The organism is Ruegeria arenilitoris, from assembly GCF_013035315.1.
In the GTDB taxonomy this organism is placed as follows: domain Bacteria; phylum Pseudomonadota; class Alphaproteobacteria; order Rhodobacterales; family Rhodobacteraceae; genus Ruegeria; species Ruegeria arenilitoris_D.
Map to the genome: position 1 here is coordinate 24,271 of NZ_WQHP01000014.1, position 21,254 is coordinate 45,524.

A 21,254-nucleotide genomic window follows, 5' to 3' on the forward strand; every position below is an offset into this window, starting at 1 on the left:
TCGTCGATTTTGGTCAGTACATCGCAGGTCCCGCTGTCGCGATGTTGCTGGGTGACCTGGGGGCCACCGTGGTGCGCATAGATCCACCCGAAGGTCCGATGTGGGACAGCCCGGCAAATGCGGCACTGAACCGCAACAAGGTGATCGTTAAACTTGACCTGAAGACCTCGAAGGGGTTGGAAAAGGCCCTCGCGCTTTGTGCCGAGGCCGACATCCTTGTCGAGAATTTCCGGCCGGAAAAATTGACCGCACTGGGAATAGACTTTGCCGCCCTGCGCGACCAACGGCCTGAATTGATCACGATCTCGATCCCCGGTTTTGCTTCGAACGACGAAGAGCGGCGCGAATTGCGCGCCTATGAAAGCATCGTCGCGGCAAGTTCGGGCGTGTTCACGGACATGGGGCTGAACTGGGTACTGATGGGGTTGAACCCTTCTTTCTCACCGTTGCCACTCGCCTCGGCTTACGCCTCGCAGATCGCTGCCTCAGCTACCGTGCTGGCGTTGCAATCCCGACAGGTAACAGGCCTTGGCGACCAAATCGAAGTTCCGCTGGCCGCTGCCGTGATGGAAGGGCTTTGCTACAACTCGATCAAAGTTGAAAACATGCCCGAGCGCTACCTTACCCAGCGCGAGGTCGAGATCGAACGTCGGCGAATCGAAGGCCTGCCGATGAATGTTGCGTATGACGATCTGCAGGAACTGCTGGACCCGTTCTTCCGCAGCTACATGTGCAAGGACGGGCGCATGTTCTACGTCGTCTGCCCCAGCCACAAGAACCACGCCCGCCGCTGCTTGGAAGTACTCGGCATATATGACGAGTTGGTCGCGGACGGGTTAACATCCGAAGAGGACACCTACAAACCTTGGTCGGAGTGGACGCACGACACCTCACTGGGTGTCTATCCGATGCCAAAATTCTGGGCCGACAAGATCGCCGCGCGAATGAAAGAGGTCTTCATGACCCGTACATCGCACGAGTGGAAGAAGATGTTCGGCCGAGGCCTGATCCCCGGCGCGCCGCAGCGCTGGCTGCAGGAGTGGATTCACGACGAATACGCCGAGACCTCGGGGCTGATGATCGACGTACATGACCCGATCTATGGTGATATGACTCAGCCTGGCCCGGTTGTCTGGATGGAAGAGAGCGGTGAAGAAGCCCTGAACCCTGAGCCCCGGCGATGGGTCGACTTCGACGAAGCGCTAAAACTACTGAAAAAACACCGCACCGAGATCCCGGAACCCACTGAAGAAACAGCCAAAGAAGGCTGGCTGTCGGGCGTACGGGTTCTGGACCTATGCAATGTGATCGCGGGCCCACATTCGGCCAGTTATCTGGCGCGCTTCGGGGCCGAAGTGATCAAGCTCGATCCGTCCGTGCCGATGTATGACAGTTGGAACACGGTGATCTATGGCATGTCGCAGATGCGCGGCAAGCGCTCCATTCTGGCAGACATCACCTCGCATCACGGACGGCGTGTTTTCGAAGACCTCGTGAAATCCGTCGATGTTATCGTTTGGAACGCACCCGACAATCAGATCAAGAAAATGGGTCTTGATGCTGACAATCTGCGTAAGATCAACCCTGGTGCACTGTTCTGCAAACTCGACTGCTTCAGCGGAGTGCGTCGTGGCACGCGTACCGATTACATCGGCTATGATGACCTGGTTCAAGCCACAACCGGCATCATGCTGCGCTTTGGCGGTGCCATGGACCGACCAGAGGAACACGCCCATGTGGGCACGATCGACGTCATGTGCGGATTTGGTGGTGCGCTTGGAGTGGCTGCAGCACTTTATCAGAAACACCGCTTCGGTCGAATTGGGCGCGGGCGCACCTCGCTCAATGCCAACAGCGGCCTTTTGCAAATCCCCTTTGCCTTTGACTACAAGGGCCGTGGGTTGTTTGACGAACCCTCGGGCCCCGAGGCTAACGGCTATGATGCACTGAGCCGGTTCTATAGTACCGCGTCCGGTCGTTATGTGCTGCTCAGCGCTTACGAAGCCGACCTGCCGCGGTTTCGAAATGTCGAAGGCTTGGAGGATCTGCCTGATCTGCCAGAAGAAGACCGTGCGGCCTATCTGGCGACCGCGTTCCAAGTCCTACCAGCGTCGGATTGGGTGGAAAAGTTGAACGCGGCCGATATCGGCGTGGCAATCTGCGAAAACCTGGACGCTTTGCGTGCGAGGAATTCACGTGAGGCGGATGGCACGCCGGGCACTGAAAATGGCAGCTACTCTTTCTCGGTTTACTCCGATCACCCCAGCGGGCATGAAGTGACACAGCTTGATCCATACGCGGTGCGCACAACTCGTGCAAAGGTGTTTGCGGTCGAGCCATCCGAGAAGTTCGGCACTTCGACCCGCTACGGAAACACCGAGATTGCCGATGCGATGGCTCAGCAGGCGAAAGAGATGGCGTATTTTTCGCCCTTCAACAACGCCAACTCAACTCCGGCCCGTTTGGCACATGAAATCGCCAAGAGAACGCCGGGCGATTTGAACCATGTGTTCTTCACGACCGGTGGTTCAACGGCCGTGGATAGTGCGCTGCGGTTTGTACAGTTCCGCAATAACCTGCTGGGAAAACCTCAAAAGAAAATCGTGATTTCGCGCCAGAAAGCATATCACGGGTCGACTTATCTGGCGGCGTCAGTGTCCGGAAAAGAGCGCGACAAAGGTTGGCTGGACCAGGCGAGTCACCTGACGCGTTTCCTACCGAATGTGAATCCGTATACACGTCGCTCCGATCAGACGTTCGACGATTTTCTGGACGAGAAAACAGCGGATCTGGAAAACATGATCCTGCAGACTGGAGCAGACAAAGTCGCCGCTTTCATCGCAGAACCGATCCTGTGCTCTGGAGGCGTCATCGTGCCGCCGCGGGGGTATCATCAGCGCTGTCTTGAAATCTGCCGGAAGTACGATGTCCTTTACATTTCAGACGAGGTCGTCACCGGGTTCGGGCGACTTGGGCATTGGTTTGCATCCGAAGACGTCTTTGGGATTAAGCCCGACATCATAACCTGCGCCAAAGGCATGACGTCTGGGTAGGTACCCATGGGGGCTTGTATCATCTCTGACCGGCTGATTGCAGATGTAAGCGGAAACAATGCACAGAACGCTACGTTTTCAAACGGCTTCACTTACTCAGGCCATCCAGTAAGCGCGGCGGCAGGCCTGAAGACGATTGAAATCATGGAGCGCGACGGCGTTCTGGAACATGTCCGTGCAATCACGCCGCTCTTCGAAGAGCGCCTCCAGGCTCTGGCAGATTTGCCGCTCGTCGGTGATGCGCGCGGCATGGGGCTCGTTGGCTGCGTCGAATGTGTTGCAGACGCAAAAGCAGATAATGCACTGGACCTAGATAAATCTGTCGGCGCCCTGATTGATCATCATTGTCAGGAGAACGGGCTGATCCTGCGGCCGATTATCAACATGTGCGTGTTTTCCCCACCTCTGATCATTACGGAAGGTGAGTTGAGCCAGATGTTCGACATCCTTGAAAAAGGTATCCGGCTGGCAACCGAAGACCTAAAGCAGCAGCGTACGTTTAAACCTTAGGAACTACCTCGGCGCGCCATCGCAGTTTCCATGGTTGCGATGCCTTTGCTTAAGTGCGCTGCGTTTACCCTGCCCGCATCACCTCTGGTGGCAATTTGATCGGGAATTTGGACCGAACCTCCGCATCCGCCTTGCTGCCAAAATAGTTTGGATAGTGACTGGATAGAATATCGTTCACGACTGATCGGCTCCGTTCAAGCATATCCCGGCGACCGGCTCTTTCCCAAGTATCGGTTAGCTCTCGATCCATAAGGGTTGGATAGACATACTCAGTCTCCATGTATTGCAAGGTCTGCGTGTTGCCGAGGAAATGCCCAGGCTCAATTGCACATTCGTGGATGACGTCGACCGACAGCGTGTCGTCGCTCACCTCGATACCACGTAGGCTTCGTGAGATCATGCCCGCTGCCTCGTTGTCGATGACCATTGACTCAAAGCTGCAACCCATCAGGCTGCCGAGCATACCACCAAATTCGCAGAGCCTGTTGGCCCCGGCATGGGCCGCCAATGCGAAAGTTAACGCCTTTTCCAGACCATACTGTGCGTCAGGGATCTTGGAATCCGTCATGCCGCAACCGACGCTGGTCGGCAGATTGTAAAAATTGCCCATCTGGATCGCCGCCGCCGAGATCAACGCCTGCTCACCACTGCCACCTGTAAATGAACCAGTGCGCAGGTCAGTAATAAATGGCCAAGCCGCAAAGACGACCGGAGTCCCCGGATTGATCAAATTGGCGATGGCCACACATGACAAGGTCTCTGCCACCGCCTGCGCGAGCGTACCAGCCAAGGGCGCAGGAGACGTAGCCCCAGCTTGCGGCGGGACGGCCAGATCGCAGACAAGCCCCATCTTCGCTGTATCAATCAGGATTTCCAGATTTTCCCGCCCAAAACGGAGCGGTGAAACGATGGGACAGCCACCAAAAATCACAGAGGGCTTTTCAAGGAACTTGCCTTCCCCGCCCGATGCCAGATCGAATAGTTGAATGGCGTCTTGTATGTGTTCGCGCGTGCGGAATGTCAGGCAGGATGGTTTCTCACTGCCCGCCAGAATGGCGTAGAGCATGCTCATGTCATGCTCGTAGTCCTGCGGTACATCCGTCGCCAAAACCGTATCACCGGTCATGTGAATGTTGTCGAGCCGGTCAACCAGACGGGTGAAATCGTAAATGTCTTTGAGCGTCGACGGCCGGTAACTGCAAGTTTCCGCATCAAACGTTGTCACAGCGGTGCCTGAGTTCGCATAGTACACCTTGTCTTTGGTGCAGTGCATGTCATCCTTACCGGCCCGCGATCCGCGTGCATGGACATAGAACTCGCTGGCAGCCTTAGCCAAAAGATCTTCCATCAACGCGCGAGGAAAGCACAGCCTACCATGCTCGTTCACCGTCGCCCCTTTAGGCAACACGAGATCGAGAACTTCCTGCGTTGGATCACCGACGCCCGTACGCTCCAGAATGCTAAGGGCGGCCTCGTGAATGCGCGACATGTCCGCCTCTGAAAGTGGCCTGTATCGCCCACCAGAAATGCCTGGCCAGATTGCCTGCGAAGCTGCGCTACTGTTCCGCACTGCGGCTCGTGCTTCACGCCCGCCCCCGCGCCGTCGTGATCTGCGCTTCGTTAATTCTTTCATAGTATTTCTCCGAATTCTGAGCGTGTCAGATCATGCTGAAATAATTGCGGTAGAAGCTTGGAATGCTCCATTCCATCTCGGACAGCGGTCCCGGCACGAAGTGGTGGGAGTTCACGCCCTCTTGGTTATGACGGATGATCCGCTCATCATCGAGCGACGTGACATGCCAGAGCCATGTCAACGCGTCCTTATCGTAGTCACGACCCTCTTGTGCGTCGCCGCGCACATACCAGACGATCTGAATATCCGTTTCCTGCATGGCGCGCGGGACGAACCGGTAGCCAACCATGTGATCTGCATAAACGAGGAAATAGTTCAGTGTGCCGATCCCCAGATCGGTGGCACCGCCATCGTGACCTTTCAGTTCACCCAAAGGCGGCGCCAACGAAGCGCCATCCTTGCTACCGGTCAAATAGCCTGGAAACAGCGGATAGCGGCGCCAATAGACGTCTGCGCCCGGGGCGAGCGCGTTATCTCCGGTCAGGTCCAGCTCCTCAACGGGCACTCCGGCTTCTTTCATCCGCTCATGAAGTGCGCCGCTGAACTCCAGAACCTGAGCGGGGTCTTTCAACGAATGGCTGCGCGAATAGTCCTGATGAGACGGCGCGCAGTGGTAGCATTCCAGATAATTCTCCAACGCCAGTTTCCAATTTGCTGGAACCGGGTATGAGGCTTCATGAGCGACCTTCAGGTTTTCAAATTCGAACGGTTTTGACAGTGGGGCCAACTGCACCAACGCAGCATCTAGCGGCGGGGCGTCTTCAGCTGCGCAGACAAAAATCAGACCTTGGAATATCTTCACCTGAACCGGGAACAATCCGTATTGGCCCGGGTCGAAATTCGACCCCATTGAACGCCCGTTTCGTAGCTTGCCGTTCAGATCAAAAGTCCACGCATGATAGGGGCAGATGAAATTGCGTGCCTTGCCTTTCCGTTCAATGCAAACCCGCGATCCCCGGTGGCGGCAAACGTTCAGATGCGCGCGCACCTCACCTTCGCGATCCCGAACGATGATGATGGACTCGGGCCCATAGTCGAACAGGAAATAGTCCCCCGGTTCTGCGACCTGACTAACATGGCCGACCCAGATCCAGTTACGGTTCCAGAACGCGCCTATATCGTTCTCGTATACTGCTTGAGACGTATAGAAGTGACGAGGCAGGGCGAACCCTTCCTGTTGCGCGTCCATCAAATCGCGCATTACTTGCAGGTCATCTTTTGGCATTGCGCACCTCATGCAGATTCAAGGGAAATGACTTCCCGGCGGAAGAACTCACGGTCGATGTCGTCCGCGTTACGTTCGAAATTCCGGGCAGCCATGTGACCCGAATATACAGCATCCGCGATCAAGCCGGGGTTTGCGGCATCTCCGATTAATTCCAACGTTTTCAACGGACTTGCTGTCAAACCGCAAAGCTCGTCGTAAAGAGTGGTTTCTCGCATTCGCTGCGTCACCAGTACCACGGAGCTGCATTCAATGGAGTTCTCTCGCCCCGTGTAGACGCACTGCAATGTCGCCTGGCCGGGCGCGACACCGGCCAAGGTCTGGGACAGGTTCAGACGAACGCCTTTTTCCAACAGACTGCGTTGCACTTTAGTCTGCTCCAACGTCAATTCGGTAAACGGCGAAACTATTGAGGCCGGCGTTACAAAGACAACCTCTCGCCCAACCTGAGCCAAATGATCAGCCAAGACTCCACCGAGATAGGCTTGATCATCATCGTAGACCACAATCGGGCCGTCCTGCGGCATGACTCCGGCCACAATGTCATCCGGAGTGAAAATCTGAGAACCTAAACCGATTGGTGCACCGTGAAATGCAGATTTCCCGCGCCCGTCTCGCCGCCATTTTGCGCCGGTTGCAACAAAGACGTTCGGTATACCCAACTCGATGACCTCACTGGCTGACAAACGGCTGTCGGTGAACAGTAGAACGTTCCCGCGTTGTTGCAGGTCGTAGATTCTGTGATCTGACACGCGCTTCCAAGCGGATAGCCCGGTCAGGGCAGCTTCCTGCATCACACGGCCGCCGAACTCTTGCTTTGCTTCCGCCAGAGTTACCTCGTAGCCCCGCCGCGCCAATTGCATGGCGCATTCAAGTCCGGCTGGTCCGCTGCCGACAACAAGCGCGGCTTCCTCGTTTACCCGACGCTCAATGATCTCAGGATGCCATTTCCTCCGCCACTCTTCACCCATAGTCGGGTTTTGGGTGCAGCGTATTGGGACGCCTAGAGAGTCGGATGAAACACAGATATTGCAACCGATACATTCACGTATTTCTTCGATGCGATCTTCCCTAATTTTGTTGGGCAGAAACGGATCGGCGATGGATGGTCGCGCCGCGCCGATAAAATCAAGGATGCCCTTCCTGACCAGTGACGCCATCAAGTCCGGCGACGTAAGACGCCCGACGCCCACAACAGGCTTAGAAGTCACCTGTTTCACGAACTCGATATATGAGGTCTGAAAGCCGTCGCGGGGCTCGAACCGAGTCGTCGCAGAGTCGTTGCTCCAATCCGCCACATTAACATCCCAAAGGTCTGGAAGCTGGGCCAGCAATTCGACTACTGCACGGCCTTCTTCCTGCGCTTGCATCCCCTCTGACCCGAGCATTTCATCAACCGCAAACCGAAGGGCAATGGCGCAATCATCTCCAACCTCTTCCTTGGTTTCTTCCAGAAGCTCGCGAGTCAGTCGCACCCGGTTCTCCAACGAACCTCCATATTCATCCGTCCGATCATTGAACTGTGGCAGCAGAAAATGATGAGGCAATGTCATGTGATGCCCCGCATAGACATACACAATGTCGAACCCGGCTTCGCGCGAGCGACGAGCCGCCGCGCGATGCCACTTGCGAAATTCTCGAATGTCAGCCTTGTCCATTGCCCTTGCCTGTTTCGGGTATGGAGTCTGCAAGACAAGTTCTGATGGGGCCAGCAGAGGCGCTCGGGTCAGGTGGTTTTGGGCATGGTGCCCGTTATGCGCCAATTGGATTGCCGCGAGCGAGCCCTTCTCATGAATTGAGTTGGTTATCAGACGCAGTGCAGGAATATCCTGATCGTCCCAAATTCGGTTTTCAGAATAAGGAGACAAATCCGAAGTCGGATGAATCTCGGCCTCCTGAGTGGACACCACCGCCCAACCGCCCTCGGCTTTCATCGCCCGCATGGCAGCTTCGGCCTGAGGTCGCAAATGACCCAAACCATTGCAGTGGGGCACCTGGTAGAACCGGTTTCGAGCCGTTACTGGCCCGATCTTGACCGGTTCGAAGAGAACAGAATATTCGTCAGCGCCTGACATTGCCGCGCTTCCTCCAAGTAAATTGGAAATTGGTTCGTGGGAATGGAAGGACTTCTACGTCCCCACCATTCCCGGCTGTGTTGTAAGAGTGCCCTTAGAAGCCAGCTTTGATGCGCTCGAATTCCTTCAACATCTTGGCCTCCAACTCGGGGTTAACAGCGTCAAAGAACAGGCTGCCTTCAAAGAAGCTGTCCACATCCGAAAACCCGTAGGTTTCGATCAGCTCTGGGTCTGCCTGTGCAAAAGCGTCTTCGTTGGCGTGGGCGTAACCCCAGCTTTCAATAATGTATTTACCGCTTGCCGCAGAGCTGAGCGCGTTCAGCATGTCATAGACTTGCTCATCCGACTGCTTGGCAGATTTCAGATGCACATAACCGCAGACCCAAGTCGCGATACCTTTGTCTACATCACGCATCATGACCGCTGGCGTTTCGTTCCAGATCAGGTTCAGTTCCGATTGGTTCCATCCCCAACCCAGCGTGACCTCACCGCTGGCAATTGCCTGATCCAGTTGGCCGGCGTCAGACCAATAAAAGCGCACGTTCGGATGAATCGCGCGCAGGTAGTCCGCCGCTTTTTGGAATTCCTCGTCACTCATATCGGTATAGCTGGAGGCGCCAGTTGCCAATGCCGCCATTGCAAAGGCACTGGAAGCGGCGTCCGGAATGGCGACTTTGCCCTGATATGCAGGATCGGCAAGCAATTGCAGCGAAACATCATCTGCCGAAATCATATCGGTTCGATAGATAAGACCAGTATTGCCCCATTCGAACGGAACCATGTAGGTCTGCCCATCAATGGTGATGCCATCGACCTCTTTGATCTTGGGCATCAGCTTGTCCCAGTTTTCCAGCTTGCTGGTGTCAATCGGCTTGATCATGTCTGCCGCTACCCACTTTCTCAGGGCATCCGTGCAGGGATGGGCCAAATCAGCTTCAAAACCGGACTGAAGCTTTGTGAACGCTTCTTCCACGCTGCCAAAATAGGTGTAGCTAGGCGCGCCGCCGTACTTTTCGACATAGTCGCCGTAGAAACCCTGATCCTCATATCCGGACCAGTCAAAAACGGTCAGATCAGCGGCGTTCGCCAGAGCTTGGCTGGCGGCAAAGGTGGCAACTACTGCTGCAATAAGTGATGCTGTTTTACTCATTTGTCTCCTCCCAAATATTCACGTTTACCCAAGTCAATCACCGAGGCGCTTTGAACGCCAAGCCAGACGGTATCGCCGCGCGTGTGATCGACCGTGTGAAAGTAGTTTGGTACTGCGACGGCGATACTGTCTTTCAGACCATCGACGCGCACATAGTAGTGGACACTCTCTCCATAAAAGGCGACGTCCGAAACCACGCCCTGAACAAGAGCATCGTACCCATCCGGCTTTTCCGCACTGATTTCCAATTGCTCAGGACGAACGCCGACAAGAAGTTCCTTGTCATGCACCTGGACGTTGGGGTTCACCCCGATTTCCATCTTCCCTAAGCCCTTAACGTTGACTTCAAGCGTTTCAGCATTCTCTGCAGTCACTTCGGCATCCAGAAAGTTCATTCCACCGATGAAAGAAGCCACTTCCCGGTTACACGGTTGGGAATACAGGACCTCTGGCTTATCCACCTGCTTGAGCTGCCCCGCAAACATAACGCCTATACGGTCGGACATAGTCATCGCCTCGTATTGGTCATGCGTGACCATTACAAAAGTTATTCCAAGCTTCTGCTGAAGACGGCGCATTTCCAATTGCATCGCTTCGCGCAGATTTTTGTCCAACGCAGATAAAGGCTCATCTAGCAGTAAAACCTTGGGTCGCATGACGAGCGCGCGGGCGAGCGCTACTCGTTGCCGCTGACCTCCCGACAACTCGTTGGCCTTACGGTCCTGCAGGCCGCCCAGTTCAACCATCTCAAGCGCCTCGGCAACGCGTTCTTTAATTTCCTTCCGCGAAAGCTTGGTCTTGCGTAATCCGAAGCCAACATTGTCGCCGACATTCAGGTGCGGAAAGATCGCATAACTTTGGAACACCATATTGGTGGGACGCTTGTTGGCAGGCACCTCTCCCATCGTTCGACCATCGATCCGGATCTCGCCTTCTTCGTGATCTTGAAAACCCGCGATGATGCGCAAAGCCGTCGTCTTGCCGCAGCCCGAAGGGCCAAGCAGCGAAAAGAACTCACCCTCTTTCAAGGTCAGGTTCAGATCGGACACAGCCACAAAGGAACCAAAGCGTTTTTCGACGCCCTGAATTTCGATGATGTTCTGTTCGCTCATCTTATTCGTTTCCTTTGGCTTCAATCTGACGATTGTATGGAACGGCGGCGGAAATATTCGGCGATCAACAACAGCAGCACCGAGGACAGCAAAAGCAGCGATCCTAGGGCCAACGTGTTGGGCAATTTTGCCGGGAAGCGGATCTGGCTCCAGATATAGACCGGCAATGTCGGGCTGTTCCCGGATAAGAAAAAGGCCAGGACGAACTCGTCAAACGACACCGTAAACGTTACCAAAAGGCTGGCGACAATACCCGGCGCTACGATTGGGAGGGTAACACGCCGAAACGTTCCCACGACGCTTTCACCAAGATCGAATGCAGCCTCCTCCAAGGACTGGTCGAAATCGTCAAACGCAGATTTCATGATCGACACGGAAAATGGCAACGCCACGAACACATGCCCAAGGATCACGGTGGCCAGCGATGGTTTCAAGCCGATGCTGATGAACAGAACCAGCATCGAACTGGCCACGATGATGCCGGGAATGACCAGTGGAAGCATGACCAGTCCCTCAGACAACTCACGCCCCGTGAAACGATACCGAACGTAGGCGCGAGCTGCGAAGAGACCCAGAGATGTTGCCATCAGGGCAGTCACGCCGCCGACGATCAACGAGTTCACCATAGCCTGTAGCAGCGTGTCCTGCTGCCCCAACTGTGCGTACCACTTCAACGTGAATCCCTTTAGTGGGAAGGCTACGATAGTTCCGTCGTTGAACGAAAACAGTGGCAATAGCAAAACCGGCAAGTAGAGAAACACCAGATAGGCAATCGCATAAACCAGCAACCATGAGAAACGAAATGCCTTGGTCATCTGATCCTCCGGCCCAATGCGGTGACGACCACCACGAACAGGATTGCAACGCAGCCGACCGAAAGCATGGCAAGAAGAGACAGGGTTGCACCCAACGGCCAGTTATTGGCGGCACCAAACTGCACTTGGATCAAGTTCGCCACCATTTTGCCTTGCGATCCACCGACTAAGGCCGGCGTGACGTAATCACCCACTGTTGGAATGAAAATGATCAGGCAGGCTGCAATGATCCCCGGCACCGTCAGGGGCAGTGTCACGCGAACGAACCTTTCAAGTTTGTTGCAGCCAAGATCGGTTGCGGCTTCTAACAGACTGCGGTCGATCTTTTGCAGCGATACATAAATCGGCAGGATGGCAAACGGTGCCCAAGCGTGGGCGAGCGTAAGGACAACAGCGAACTCGTTGTAGAGCAGGAATGTCAGCGGTTCTTGTATCAAACCCAGTGAAATCAGCGCCGAGTTCAACACTCCATTGAAGCCAAGAATTAGTTTCCAGCTGAACACGCGTAGAAGGTAGCTGCTCCAAAAGGGAATGGTGATCAGCAACAGCCAGAGGGTCTTCTTTTGTGTCCTAAACGCGATGAAGTATGCAATCGGATAGGCCAGGCAAACCGTTGCCAATGTCACCGCGCCTGCAATTGCGACTGAGCGGATCATTAAGTGTCGAACCAATGGATCGGTAAATGCCTCTTGGTAGTTCGCCCAAGTCAAGGTCCGGTCGATCTCGACATATGTCTGAGTCCAAAAACTGTAGGCAACGAGAATGCAAAGCGGCACGGCGACAAGCAGGCCGACATAGAGCGTCGCAGGCGCGCTCAGTGTCAGGCCCTTGCCTGTTTCACTTCGTAGTACTCCGGCCATGCTTCCCTGCTGAACTGCGTGTTTGGTGACGCGACCATGTCGTTCACAAAATGGACAATCGTCCATTTAAATCTGGAATTTTTGGACTAGTTATGTCAACTTATAATTTCGCAACTGGGGATGGCCAATTTCACACTGGCCGCTAGAAGGCACCGCAAGAGACTGAAAACAAACAGAGCCGCCTGATCCAATGACTGGAAGACGACAAGAAATACGCGAGCGAAACCGCCGTTCCCTGATCGAGGCAGTACTCGACTCGGTCGCAGAGAAAGGGATTTCCGAAACTTCCGTCAGCGAAATCATTCAACGCGCCGAGCTGTCTCGTGGCATGATTCACCTTCATTTTGGCGGCAAGGACAACTTGGTTGACGAAGCGGCTCGCTACTCGTCCGAGCAATACTACGACGGCATCTATGCTTTGCTGGAAACGACCGGGCAAACCGGACAGGAACATATTGAGATGATTGTTCGGGGCGACTTGAGTGAGGCCATTCTCAACAAGAAAAACGTTTCCATTTGGTACGCATTTCGCGGTGAGGCCCGAAACCGAGCAGCAATCGCTGCGTTTTCAGATACCCGCGATGCTAAGCTTCGTAACCTGGTTTTTAACGCCTTCGCTCGAATTGCAAAAGAATACGGAACCGAACACCCTAATCAAGTTGCTAGGGACGCCACGCACGGCACACTCGCAATGCTGGAAGGTATGTGGACCGACTACCTACTCCACCCGGATTCATTTGACCGCGACGAAGCGATGAGAATTGTTTTTCGATTTCTGCGCGCAATGTTCCCCGAGCATTTTGACCTGAGCGGCGCCTTGTTGTTTGAGTAGAGTCTGCGACAGGTTTCCCATCTAGCCACTAACCTAATACTAACCCGGCGACCTATGCTTTGATGCAGGTCAACACCCCATTGCAACAGCTTCTCAACAGCGGCAGTTAGTCTATTGTGAACAGCTCCTGCCGTTCAGCAACACCTCGCAATCTGTATTGCCCCAGGGAAACAAGACTTGGAATGGACCCTAGCAAGTCGCCCGCCACCTTGTCTGAAACGACAATGTTCTGATCGAGCGCGTTGCACATGCCCAGAATACGGGACGTTGCATTTACTGCTGGGCCGACCACTGTGAAATCCAAGCGAGACCTGCCGCCAATGTTGCCATAAAGAACATCGCCAGCGTGCAATGAAAGAGTGAAACCGGTCGTTGGCAAACCATCCGCTTGTCGTTGTTGGTTGAGTTCGTCAAAAGTATCCCGCAACTCCGCTGCCGCGTGAATTGCGACGCTGCGCGCGTCCGAAACTTGATTGATATCGAAGATGGCGAGCATTCCATCTCCCATGAACTTCAGAACATTACCGCCATGGCGCTCGACTACGTCAACAGCTTCCGCGAAGTAATCGTTTAGCAAATCTATAATTGAATGTCCCGGAAGCGCCTCTGACAATTTGGTAAATCCTTGTAGATCAAAGTACCAAATCACAGCTGAAATCGTTTCGGATGAACCTCGGGTGATGTCCCCGGAAAGAACGCGCCTACTGGCGTCTTTTCCCAAATAAGCGGCGGTTATGTCTTCAGCCATCAGCCTGTTTGCCCCACATTTCAGCGTTAGGCAAAGTGGAGATATTAGTTGACGCAGACCGTCAAGTTGCTGGCTTGTGAAGCCCCCGCTCGCGTCGGTTGCCAATGAAATAATGGCGCCTTCCTCGGCCTGCATTGGATCGACGGGTGTAGCATTATCTGGAAGGAGGAAGAACCGTTTGACAGCGAAGTAGTCTGTGGCACCGCGCTCGCGAAGTTCGTCAAACAAAGGAAAATTAAGCTCCGGGTCGTCGACCGTCAGGTCTTGTCTAATCTCTTCAACGTTGTTTACCAAAAGATAGTAAATCGGGCTCAGAACGTATTCTTCAGGTGCATCCGTTCTTCGAATAAACTCTTCTCGCTCATTTTCTCCGTGCCTGTGCCAGCGGAAAGCGACTGTCCCAATCTCGGGATGATGTGCGCGCACAGTGATGTTTGCTCTCTGAAGTGGAATTCCCGCCGAAACAAGACGCTTGCAGAATGCTTCGAGCCAGATCTCCACCGGCGCATTCTCTAAGCCCTGTTGAACCAGCCAATCTGCTATGTCCTGGATGGCGGCGGTCAGTTCCCAGTTTTGGACTAAAGGAGCTGCCATGATGTCCTCTTAATGAGCTATCTGAACAGTTAGTTCTCAGTCTAATTCACTTCAGGCACACATCAAATTCAATTCTCCCACTGCGCTCGCAGCCCCAAGCGGAAATCGTTGCAGAACTTTGTAGTTTCGGCTTCTGATCATTGCCCGTCAGAGATTGATGGGAGGTGTCGTCACACTGGTTAGGGTCGCCGTTGCAAGCAGGATCAGGACAACAGCCAACATCTCTATTGAAATCGACCGTCGAAGCGCGATGGCCGCGCCACGCTTCTCAGCCCTGAGAGCCGGAACAAGTTGCAGCTTGTTCAGCGCCGCTAGGCCAAGAAGGGCAGAAACGATCACGACCTTGATCAAGAGCCCCAATCCGTATGCCGTCCCAAACAAGGCGGCTACGGAGCCCGAAAGCAACCACGCGAGCGCAGCGCCCGCAACAATCAGGACGGCAACTCCGTAAGCAGCGACATTGCCAAAGTGGTGAAGTAGATCGGCCCCAGTTGGAGTGAGCGCCGCTTTGCGCAAAGGCAGGAGAGCACCGACCCAAAACGCGGCAGCCAGTAAATGCAGAACCAGCAAGATTGCGAGAGCAACCCTGGGCTCTCCGAGCGAGTGTCCCACCTGAGCAAAGGAAATCGCTATGGCAAGGCTGCCCGCCAAAGCGATCCACTGCCCGACGCGCGGGAGCAGAATTGCCAATATCGCGAGTTCACCCATTCCTCGCCAAATCGCGGCGGTGCCAAGTGGACTGTCCCAGACAAAGCCAAGCATCATTGGGTCCGTCGCGCCCTCTAACCCCATTCCGGATATCCGCGCCGCTCTGACACCGAAACGCAAAGCCAGAACGGCGAGACCAAGAAGCGCCGCACCGACCGCGAGGTGACGTGCAAGGCGCAAAACGGACGCATCGGCGCGCTTGGAAAAGAAAACGATGAACAGGACGCTACCCATCGCCAGCAACGCCGCACCGTAGCCAAGTGCCTTCGCCAAAATGGCCAAGACGACGACACCATCTATAGGGGACAGTCCGGTCACTCAGCGACCGTGAAAGAAAAGCTGCCCTGCATCGGGTGACCGTCGGAAGCCATACCGCGCCAGTCGAAGCGGTAGCTTCCCGGTGTGAGCTCTTCCAGCGGCACAGCCCGGAATTCCGTAGCGGGGTCCATACCTGTCTCGCGTTCAATTTCGACGTCGCCATCGGATGAGGTGAGCGTAACCGAAATGATGCGCATCGGATCATCGAACCGCATGGAAAGCTCCGACACTTCCGTGACAGTCGCGCCGTCAGCCGGTGTCGTTGCTTCGGACTTCGAATGCGCAGCCGCAAGCATTGGAGCCATTGCTACGGCCAAACCGAAAAGAGTTTGTTTGATCATCCGAGTTGTCCCCTATTCGGATTGGGCATTCAGTTCATTGTGGTATTCACGAAGATCATCGGGCCAGGTTGATTTGATAAAGGACAGCACCGCAATGATTTCGTCATCGCTGAGCACACCTTCATAGACCGGCATACCAGTTGCGGGCGCGTTCTCCATCAGCCCGGCCAGGCCAAATTTGGTCAGTGTGAAGAGTGTTTCATCATCGTGGTGCCACGTGTGCCCTGTGGCGTCATGCGGTGGTGCCGGTAGTAAACCATCCTCGCCGCGCATCTGCCAATTTGGCTGTCCTTCAAGGCTCGCACCGTGGCAAGCAGCACATTGATCCGCGTAAATATCTTGGCCAATAGCGACCAGTTTGGCGTCATCCGGACTCAATAGACCGACCGCTTCGGAGGGCTGGGCCAGAACGAAAGCTACGGCGAAACCGGCGAGCGCAAGCCCACCGGTAACCAAGAGTGTTGTGCGCCCTAGCATCAGGTGTCGAACGGCTGCGCGGTGCCCGCGCGGTAGTAAACCGTACCGGCCCCAGCCTCTCCCCCAAATGCAATGACATCGTAACGGGCGGACGGATCGTCGCCCATACCAGGAGAGCCCATTGGCATGCCAGGAACGGCAAGCCCAGTGATGTCAGGCCGATCCTTCAACACGGCTTCCAGTGTTTCGAACGGCACATGGCCTTCAAAGACATAACCATCGGCTTCAATGGTGTGACAGGATGCGAGGTTCAGCGGGATACCCCGCGCTGACTTCTGTGCTTCGGGATCGGTCAGTTCCTCAACGGTGACGGCGTAGCTAAGTGCGCGAGCCAAGTCGGCCCATGCGTGACAACATCCGCAACCTGGTGAGCTTAGCACGTGCATTGGGGTGCCAGCTCGGACGGGAAGAGCGGTCGCGATGAGAGCAGTTGCAGACAGTGTGGTGAAGTGACGACGTGTGATCATGTCTGTCGGTCCTTTGATGTGAAAATTGAACGGAATGCGGGCGAGCGCCCGTTGCCATTCAGGCTTTCGGAGGACCGGTGGGAACACCCAGTGCAAGGCCCGAAAAATCGGAGCGAGCGTGCATCACACCACCCACTGAGATCACCAATGGGGCAATCGGCGAAATCCCCGCCGTGGCGACAAGATCACCAAAACAGGATGCTGAACCCATGCCGCTGGTAGTGTCGCAACAATCCGCAGCAGCTTTCTCGGCATCCGCCAACGGATCGTCGCCCGCCATTTGAGCATGATGACCAGAATGATCCGATCCATGGGTCAAGCCATGCTTCACGGACGCTGCGGATGCGCCAGAGAAGGCAACAACAAGAAGTATCGACAGGAGCAAGCGAAACATACCAAATACCTACTGGCGGTATGTGCTTTTGACAAGTTACGAGGATGGCGCGGCACATTCGATCCTAGTTGCACCCATTGTGGGTGCGCCACATCTCTGGATCATGTCCGTCCGGAACAATTGAACATGGATCATCTGTGTATCCGCGTAAGACTGAATACTGGCTGACTTGCGCATCAGTCAGCAACGTCAATGTCAGCAGGTGAGCGTTCAGATGGACGAGGCGCAGGGCTGCTCGCGCCGCGCCCGCTTGCATAACCAGTCGTTCAAGAGTTTCTGCCGTTGGAACACCTTGCTGAAAAGCCAAGTCAAGCGCCTGTTCCATTTCGATAAAGTGTTCGCCTGCCTGTATCGCGTCTGCCTGCATCTGCGCGCGGATTAATTCGATTTCGTGGCGCTGCTCTTCAGTAAGGCCAATTTGATCGGCAATTTCGAGGAGATGCATTGGCCCCGGAACGCCGTTAAGCTCCGCGGCTCGGGCGAGGCCCCATCCGCCACCACGCGCGATCTCCTCAAGGTCTTGTTCCGACAGAGATTTGATGAGGCGCGTTTCTTCACCCGCATAGGCCGACGGTATCGTGTTGTGGTTCCCAGAGTGGGTCTGAGTAAAAGCCACGGAAGGCAAGATCGCTACAAGAAGTGCGAAACGCTTGGTCGCCATGTCTAAAATCCTCGGTTGAGACAGCGTTGGCACGAAGGGATTGCATGGAAGACGCAACACAGAACATGATAGAAATCATGTCGGGTCATTGGCTTCATTGTTTTGACAACGCACCAAAGCGAACGCTGGTGGAAGGCGAAACCCTGTTTCGGCGGGATGACAGAGTGGAATGGGCTTTTCTGGTTCGTAAGGGGCGGATCTTCCTTCGGCGAGCGCTGCAAGATGGCGGGCTTTTGACGCTACACACAGCCAATGCTGGTGATCTGGTCGCCGAAGCATCTCTATTTGCAGAACGCTATCACTGCGACGCTATAACCGATATGTCGACAACGGTCTTTTTCCTCCCGAGGGACGAATTGATGACGCACTTAGAGGATGCAGCTTCATCAAATCATCTTTCGATCAGGGCGTTTGAACGAACAGCGAGAGATCTACAGGTTTTGCGAACCCGCATTGAAATCATGCGCCTGCGAAAGGTGAAAGATCGGCTGGATGCTTATCTCGAACTGTACGATTCCCCGGAAGAAGGCGAATGGGTGCGCGTCGCCGATTGGATCGGAGTGTCGCCCCCCGCGCTATATCGTGAGCTGGCGAAGCGTCGAGCAAAAAATGACGCTCGCCGTCGCGCAGCTAAATCGTAGGTATCGGCTCAGTGTCGCCATTTCCCAAGATGCTCACGGTTGGCTGTTGGCAGCCCAAAGCAGTTATTTTCAACTAGAACATATAGTTCTTAGATCAAAATAGCGCAGTGTTTCGTTACATTGGGCGAACTGATCCTTAATATGCTTGGAAAACGCCCAAAGGGGCCTACTACTTTGTAGATCACGAGTGAGTAGGCACCTTAGAGTAATTCCATCAACGATGAGGTTAACCACTTAGACAATTAGCCTTCAGAAAATAGAGTTATACATTCGGCTGCATGGCGGTGAAATAGCTTCGATTGATGCAGCCAATTGCGCAGCGAAAGAAAGGTTCAATTCAGCGTAAACAAGGCAAAGACAAAAACCATCTATGTCCCACGTGCATGAGTATTTTTCGATTTTTTCACAGGACTTTGCGCTTCCGACACTCTTTCTCGCATTGTTCCTGGAAACACTGGGCTTACCTATTCCCGGTGAAACAGTTCTGATTTCCAGCGCCGCTATTGCAAGCCAGGGCGACCTCAACATTTTTCTGGTGGTAATCGTCTCAGTTGCGGCGTCGATGGCAGGTGACAACGTTGCGTATTTCATTGGTCGCCGATTTGGCCGCAAGGTCATTCTCACATATGGGACAAAAATAGGGATCACACAGGAAAGATACGAAAAAGCTGAGCAGGCAACTGAACGCTTCGGTGCTTATGTTGTTGTCGTTGCTCGGTTCTTTATCTTACTGCGTCAGCTAAACGGTCTCGTGGCCGGCGCCACGGGAATGCCTTGGCAAACATTTGTTCTGGCTAATGCAATCGGATCACTGCTTTGGGTAAGCTTCTGGACAACACTTGCATATAAACTCGGTCAGAATGTCTCGTTGCTTCCTTGGGTGACTCACCATTTAGCAATGGTAGCCAGCATTGCGGTTGTAATGACCTTGTTGCTTATGGCTGTACTATTTGTCCGTGCTAGGCATGTTGGCAGAGACAAAAGCGTTTAACTCGACAACAAACTACACTCCGCTTTTTGATCAACTGTTCTCGAAAATCCAATCACTTTGAAAGCATATCGCTTTGGACCCATCCAACCTTGAATTCGAGCATATTGTTGTCCTGATTGAAACTCTGGTCCCGGACGCGACCCAGCTTTCTTGACGTACAAGGAGCGTGCGTATTGACTGAATGCGAGCTTGGAAGGAGCCCGAGGCAACATGGCAATTATTGGATTGGTGACAATTGTACTCGTTGTTGTGTCTCTCCTGACAGGCCGCGTAACTCCAGTCATAGCATTAATACTATTTCCGCTCGCAGGAGCGTTATTGGCGGGTTTCGGTCCTACAGATTTGTCGGAGTTCTTTAACTCAGGTCTACTTCGAGTTGCGCCGGTCGCCACGATGTTCATCTTTGCGATACTCTTCTTCGGCATCTTGCAAGACACAGGCCTTTTTCGCCCGATTATCAATTGGATCATCGAGGCGACCGGGGGCAACGCGGTGGCAATTACCGTTGCAACAGCAATGGTCGGCGCTCTGGCCCATCTGGATGGCGCTGGAGCAACGACATTTCTTCTAACTGTTCCGGCCCTGCTACCACTTTACGTCGGGCTTGGGATGAACCGGTATTTGATGTTGATGATGCTATGCTTGGGTGCCGGCCTGGCGAACATGCTTCCTTGGGCAGGACCATTGGGCAGAGCTTCTGCTGTCTCGGGTATTGATCTGACTGTGCTTTGGCACCCTCTGATACCCATCCAGATTATCGGGTTGGTGCTGTTGGCGGGATTTGCGGTTGTCATGGGACTACGCGAGAAACGCATAATGTCTCGAGCAACAGGAACGGATTCTCCGACTGGCAGCATGGCACAATACGCCTTGAAGGTGACTGACGAAGAATTGGCTCTGGAACGCCCTCAACTCATTTTTGTAAACGGTGGATTGTTTTTGGCGACGGTCGTGGCGCTCGTGGTGGGTTTGCTGCCGCCTGCGTTTCTCTTCATGATCTCTCTTTCTTTGCTTCTACTCGTTAATTACCGCGACGTGGACAGCCAAATTAACCGAATGAAAGCGCATGCGCCTTCTGCGCTGACAATGGCTACAATTATCTTTGCTGCTGGGGCGTTCCTAGGCCTTATGGACGGTACAGGAATGCTCCGGGTCATGGCTGAGCAGTTAGTCGAGATCTTGCCTGAAAGCGTTGTACCAACATTACATATTTGGGTCGGGCTGATCGGCGCACCACTTGAGTTGGTGCTCAGCACGGACGCATTTTACTTTGGTTTGATGCCGGTGATGCTAGAAGTTGTGGAACCAACTGGCGTACCAACCGAAAGCATTGTCTATGCGATGCTCATCGGCAATATCATTGGCACCTTCATCAGCCCGTTTTCACCCGCCCTTTGGCTTGCACTTGGGTTGGCCGGTGCAAGCATGGGGCGGCACATTCGGTACTCGCTGCTCCCGTTGTGGCTGTTCTCAATCGCAGTTTTTGGGGTCGGTTTTTTGTTGGGTTTGTATTGATACAGATCCAAGAAGCACAGCAACAGACTTGGGACGACTGTTTTCTGGAAGACGCGTGGTTGGCAGGTCGCAGCCCAATGCGACCATTCACAGCTACTTTACGCTATAGTTTGCCCAGTCATACGCTGCGATAG

The 21,254-nt window shown here is 54.3% G+C and carries 18 protein-coding genes and 1 pseudogene; 5 read left to right on the plus strand and 14 right to left on the minus strand.

What is annotated here, in order from left to right; translation table 11 throughout:
• Positions 1 to 41 precede the first annotated feature (41 nt).
• A pseudogene (locus GOV53_RS20370) lies at positions 42 to 3,563 on the plus strand (aminotransferase class III-fold pyridoxal phosphate-dependent enzyme).
• A 64-nt stretch (positions 3,564 to 3,627) separates the two neighbouring features.
• On the opposite strand, the gene GOV53_RS20380 reads toward GOV53_RS20370, so the two are convergent.
• The 7 genes from GOV53_RS20380 to GOV53_RS20410 all read right to left on the minus strand — a co-directional run bounded on the left by GOV53_RS20380 (position 3,628) and on the right by GOV53_RS20410 (position 12,433).
• Positions 3,628 to 5,196 (minus strand): trimethylamine methyltransferase family protein, encoded by a 1,569-nt coding sequence (locus tag GOV53_RS20380; protein ID WP_170470121.1) that lies wholly within the window; start codon positions 5,194 to 5,196, stop codon positions 3,628 to 3,630.
• A 25-nt stretch (positions 5,197 to 5,221) separates the two neighbouring features.
• Entirely contained in the window at positions 5,222 to 6,421 is a 1,200-nt protein-coding gene (locus tag GOV53_RS20385) for an aromatic ring-hydroxylating oxygenase subunit alpha (protein WP_170470124.1), read from the minus strand.
• Positions 6,422 to 6,429: 8 nt separating this feature from the next.
• Positions 6,430 to 8,496, minus strand: coding sequence for an FAD-dependent oxidoreductase (locus GOV53_RS20390; RefSeq protein WP_170470128.1), 2,067 nt, complete (start codon positions 8,494 to 8,496; stop codon positions 6,430 to 6,432).
• A gap of 94 nt (positions 8,497 to 8,590) precedes the next feature.
• Positions 8,591 to 9,646: an extracellular solute-binding protein gene (locus tag GOV53_RS20395; RefSeq protein WP_170470131.1), complete on the minus strand. Its 1,056-nt coding sequence runs from the start codon at positions 9,644 to 9,646 to the stop codon at positions 8,591 to 8,593.
• Positions 9,643 to 10,758 (minus strand): ABC transporter ATP-binding protein, encoded by a 1,116-nt coding sequence (locus GOV53_RS20400; RefSeq protein WP_170470134.1) that lies wholly within the window; start codon positions 10,756 to 10,758, stop codon positions 9,643 to 9,645. Before GOV53_RS20400 ends, GOV53_RS20395 begins: the two co-directional genes overlap by 4 nt.
• Before the next feature lie 20 nt (positions 10,759 to 10,778).
• The gene (locus GOV53_RS20405) at positions 10,779 to 11,573 is read right to left on the minus strand and encodes an ABC transporter permease (protein ID WP_170470137.1); all 795 of its coding nucleotides are present in this window, start codon (positions 11,571 to 11,573) and stop codon (positions 10,779 to 10,781) included.
• Positions 11,570 to 12,433 carry an ABC transporter permease gene (locus tag GOV53_RS20410; RefSeq protein ID WP_170470139.1) on the minus strand — a complete coding sequence of 288 codons (864 nt, stop codon included), beginning with the start codon at positions 12,431 to 12,433 and terminating at the stop codon, positions 11,570 to 11,572. Before GOV53_RS20410 ends, GOV53_RS20405 begins: the two co-directional genes overlap by 4 nt.
• 190 nt (positions 12,434 to 12,623) lie before the next feature.
• Between GOV53_RS20410 and GOV53_RS20415 the strand changes: the two genes are divergently transcribed.
• Positions 12,624 to 13,265, plus strand: a complete 642-nt coding sequence (locus GOV53_RS20415) for a TetR family transcriptional regulator C-terminal domain-containing protein (RefSeq protein ID WP_170470142.1) — start codon at positions 12,624 to 12,626, stop codon at positions 13,263 to 13,265.
• Between the two features lie 106 nt (positions 13,266 to 13,371).
• Here GOV53_RS20415 and GOV53_RS20420 read toward each other — a convergent pair whose 3' ends face one another.
• The 7 genes from GOV53_RS20420 to GOV53_RS20450 form a co-directional block, all read right to left on the minus strand.
• Positions 13,372 to 14,607 carry an adenylate/guanylate cyclase domain-containing protein gene (locus GOV53_RS20420; RefSeq protein ID WP_170470145.1) on the minus strand — a complete coding sequence of 412 codons (1,236 nt, stop codon included), beginning with the start codon at positions 14,605 to 14,607 and terminating at the stop codon, positions 13,372 to 13,374.
• Between the two features lie 147 nt (positions 14,608 to 14,754).
• Complete coding sequence (locus GOV53_RS20425; RefSeq protein ID WP_170470147.1) at positions 14,755 to 15,633, minus strand: copper resistance D family protein; 879 nt, start codon at positions 15,631 to 15,633, stop codon at positions 14,755 to 14,757.
• Complete coding sequence (locus GOV53_RS20430; protein ID WP_170470150.1) at positions 15,630 to 15,974, minus strand: copper resistance CopC family protein; 345 nt, start codon at positions 15,972 to 15,974, stop codon at positions 15,630 to 15,632. The genes GOV53_RS20425 and GOV53_RS20430 overlap by 4 nt, the downstream gene beginning before the upstream one ends.
• A 12-nt stretch (positions 15,975 to 15,986) precedes the next feature.
• Entirely contained in the window at positions 15,987 to 16,451 is a 465-nt protein-coding gene (locus tag GOV53_RS20435; protein WP_170470153.1) for a c-type cytochrome, read from the minus strand.
• Complete coding sequence (locus GOV53_RS20440) at positions 16,451 to 16,786, minus strand: DUF411 domain-containing protein (protein ID WP_254439358.1); 336 nt, start codon at positions 16,784 to 16,786, stop codon at positions 16,451 to 16,453. Before GOV53_RS20440 ends, GOV53_RS20435 begins: the two co-directional genes overlap by 1 nt.
• Positions 16,787 to 16,976: 190 nt before the next feature.
• On the minus strand, positions 16,977 to 17,312 hold the full coding sequence (locus GOV53_RS20445) for a hypothetical protein (protein WP_170470159.1): 336 nt from the start codon (positions 17,310 to 17,312) through the stop codon (positions 16,977 to 16,979).
• A gap of 64 nt (positions 17,313 to 17,376) precedes the next feature.
• Positions 17,377 to 17,973, minus strand: coding sequence for a hypothetical protein (locus GOV53_RS20450; RefSeq protein ID WP_170470162.1), 597 nt, complete (start codon positions 17,971 to 17,973; stop codon positions 17,377 to 17,379).
• Positions 17,974 to 18,017: 44 nt separating this feature from the next.
• Here GOV53_RS20450 and GOV53_RS20455 point away from each other — a divergent pair, with 44 nt between their 5' ends.
• The 3 genes from GOV53_RS20455 (at position 18,018) to GOV53_RS20465 (ending at position 21,120) form a co-directional block, all read left to right on the plus strand.
• The gene (locus GOV53_RS20455) at positions 18,018 to 18,614 is read left to right on the plus strand and encodes a Crp/Fnr family transcriptional regulator (RefSeq protein ID WP_170470164.1); all 597 of its coding nucleotides are present in this window, start codon (positions 18,018 to 18,020) and stop codon (positions 18,612 to 18,614) included.
• A 370-nt stretch (positions 18,615 to 18,984) separates the two neighbouring features.
• The gene (locus GOV53_RS20460; protein WP_170470167.1) at positions 18,985 to 19,605 is read left to right on the plus strand and encodes a DedA family protein; all 621 of its coding nucleotides are present in this window, start codon (positions 18,985 to 18,987) and stop codon (positions 19,603 to 19,605) included.
• Positions 19,606 to 19,815: 210 nt separating this feature from the next.
• The gene (locus GOV53_RS20465) at positions 19,816 to 21,120 is read left to right on the plus strand and encodes a CitMHS family transporter (RefSeq protein WP_170470171.1); all 1,305 of its coding nucleotides are present in this window, start codon (positions 19,816 to 19,818) and stop codon (positions 21,118 to 21,120) included.
• The last annotated feature ends 134 nt before the right edge of the window (positions 21,121 to 21,254 follow it).

Bases quoted from the DNA above. Each gene is read 5' to 3' on its own strand.
- GOV53_RS20380 (WP_170470121.1), bottom strand. From the start codon at position 5,196: ATGAAAGAATTAACGAAGCGCAGATCACGACGGCGCGGGGGCGGGCGT.
- GOV53_RS20385 (WP_170470124.1), bottom strand. From the start codon at position 6,421: ATGCCAAAAGATGACCTGCAAGTAATGCGCGATTTGATGGACGCGCAA.
- GOV53_RS20390 (WP_170470128.1), bottom strand. From the start codon at position 8,496: ATGTCAGGCGCTGACGAATATTCTGTTCTCTTCGAACCGGTCAAGATC.
- GOV53_RS20395 (WP_170470131.1), bottom strand. From the start codon at position 9,646: ATGAGTAAAACAGCATCACTTATTGCAGCAGTAGTTGCCACCTTTGCC.
- GOV53_RS20400 (WP_170470134.1), bottom strand. From the start codon at position 10,758: ATGAGCGAACAGAACATCATCGAAATTCAGGGCGTCGAAAAACGCTTT.
- GOV53_RS20405 (WP_170470137.1), bottom strand. From the start codon at position 11,573: ATGACCAAGGCATTTCGTTTCTCATGGTTGCTGGTTTATGCGATTGCC.
- GOV53_RS20410 (WP_170470139.1), bottom strand. From the start codon at position 12,433: ATGGCCGGAGTACTACGAAGTGAAACAGGCAAGGGCCTGACACTGAGC.
- GOV53_RS20415 (WP_170470142.1), top strand. From the start codon at position 12,624: ATGACTGGAAGACGACAAGAAATACGCGAGCGAAACCGCCGTTCCCTG.
- GOV53_RS20420 (WP_170470145.1), bottom strand. From the start codon at position 14,607: ATGGCAGCTCCTTTAGTCCAAAACTGGGAACTGACCGCCGCCATCCAG.
- GOV53_RS20430 (WP_170470150.1), bottom strand. From the start codon at position 15,974: ATGATCAAACAAACTCTTTTCGGTTTGGCCGTAGCAATGGCTCCAATG.
- GOV53_RS20435 (WP_170470153.1), bottom strand. From the start codon at position 16,451: ATGCTAGGGCGCACAACACTCTTGGTTACCGGTGGGCTTGCGCTCGCC.
- GOV53_RS20445 (WP_170470159.1), bottom strand. From the start codon at position 17,312: ATGTTTCGCTTGCTCCTGTCGATACTTCTTGTTGTTGCCTTCTCTGGC.
- GOV53_RS20450 (WP_170470162.1), bottom strand. From the start codon at position 17,973: ATGGCGACCAAGCGTTTCGCACTTCTTGTAGCGATCTTGCCTTCCGTG.
- GOV53_RS20455 (WP_170470164.1), top strand. From the start codon at position 18,018: ATGGAAGACGCAACACAGAACATGATAGAAATCATGTCGGGTCATTGG.
- GOV53_RS20460 (WP_170470167.1), top strand. From the start codon at position 18,985: ATGTCCCACGTGCATGAGTATTTTTCGATTTTTTCACAGGACTTTGCG.
- GOV53_RS20465 (WP_170470171.1), top strand. From the start codon at position 19,816: ATGGCAATTATTGGATTGGTGACAATTGTACTCGTTGTTGTGTCTCTC.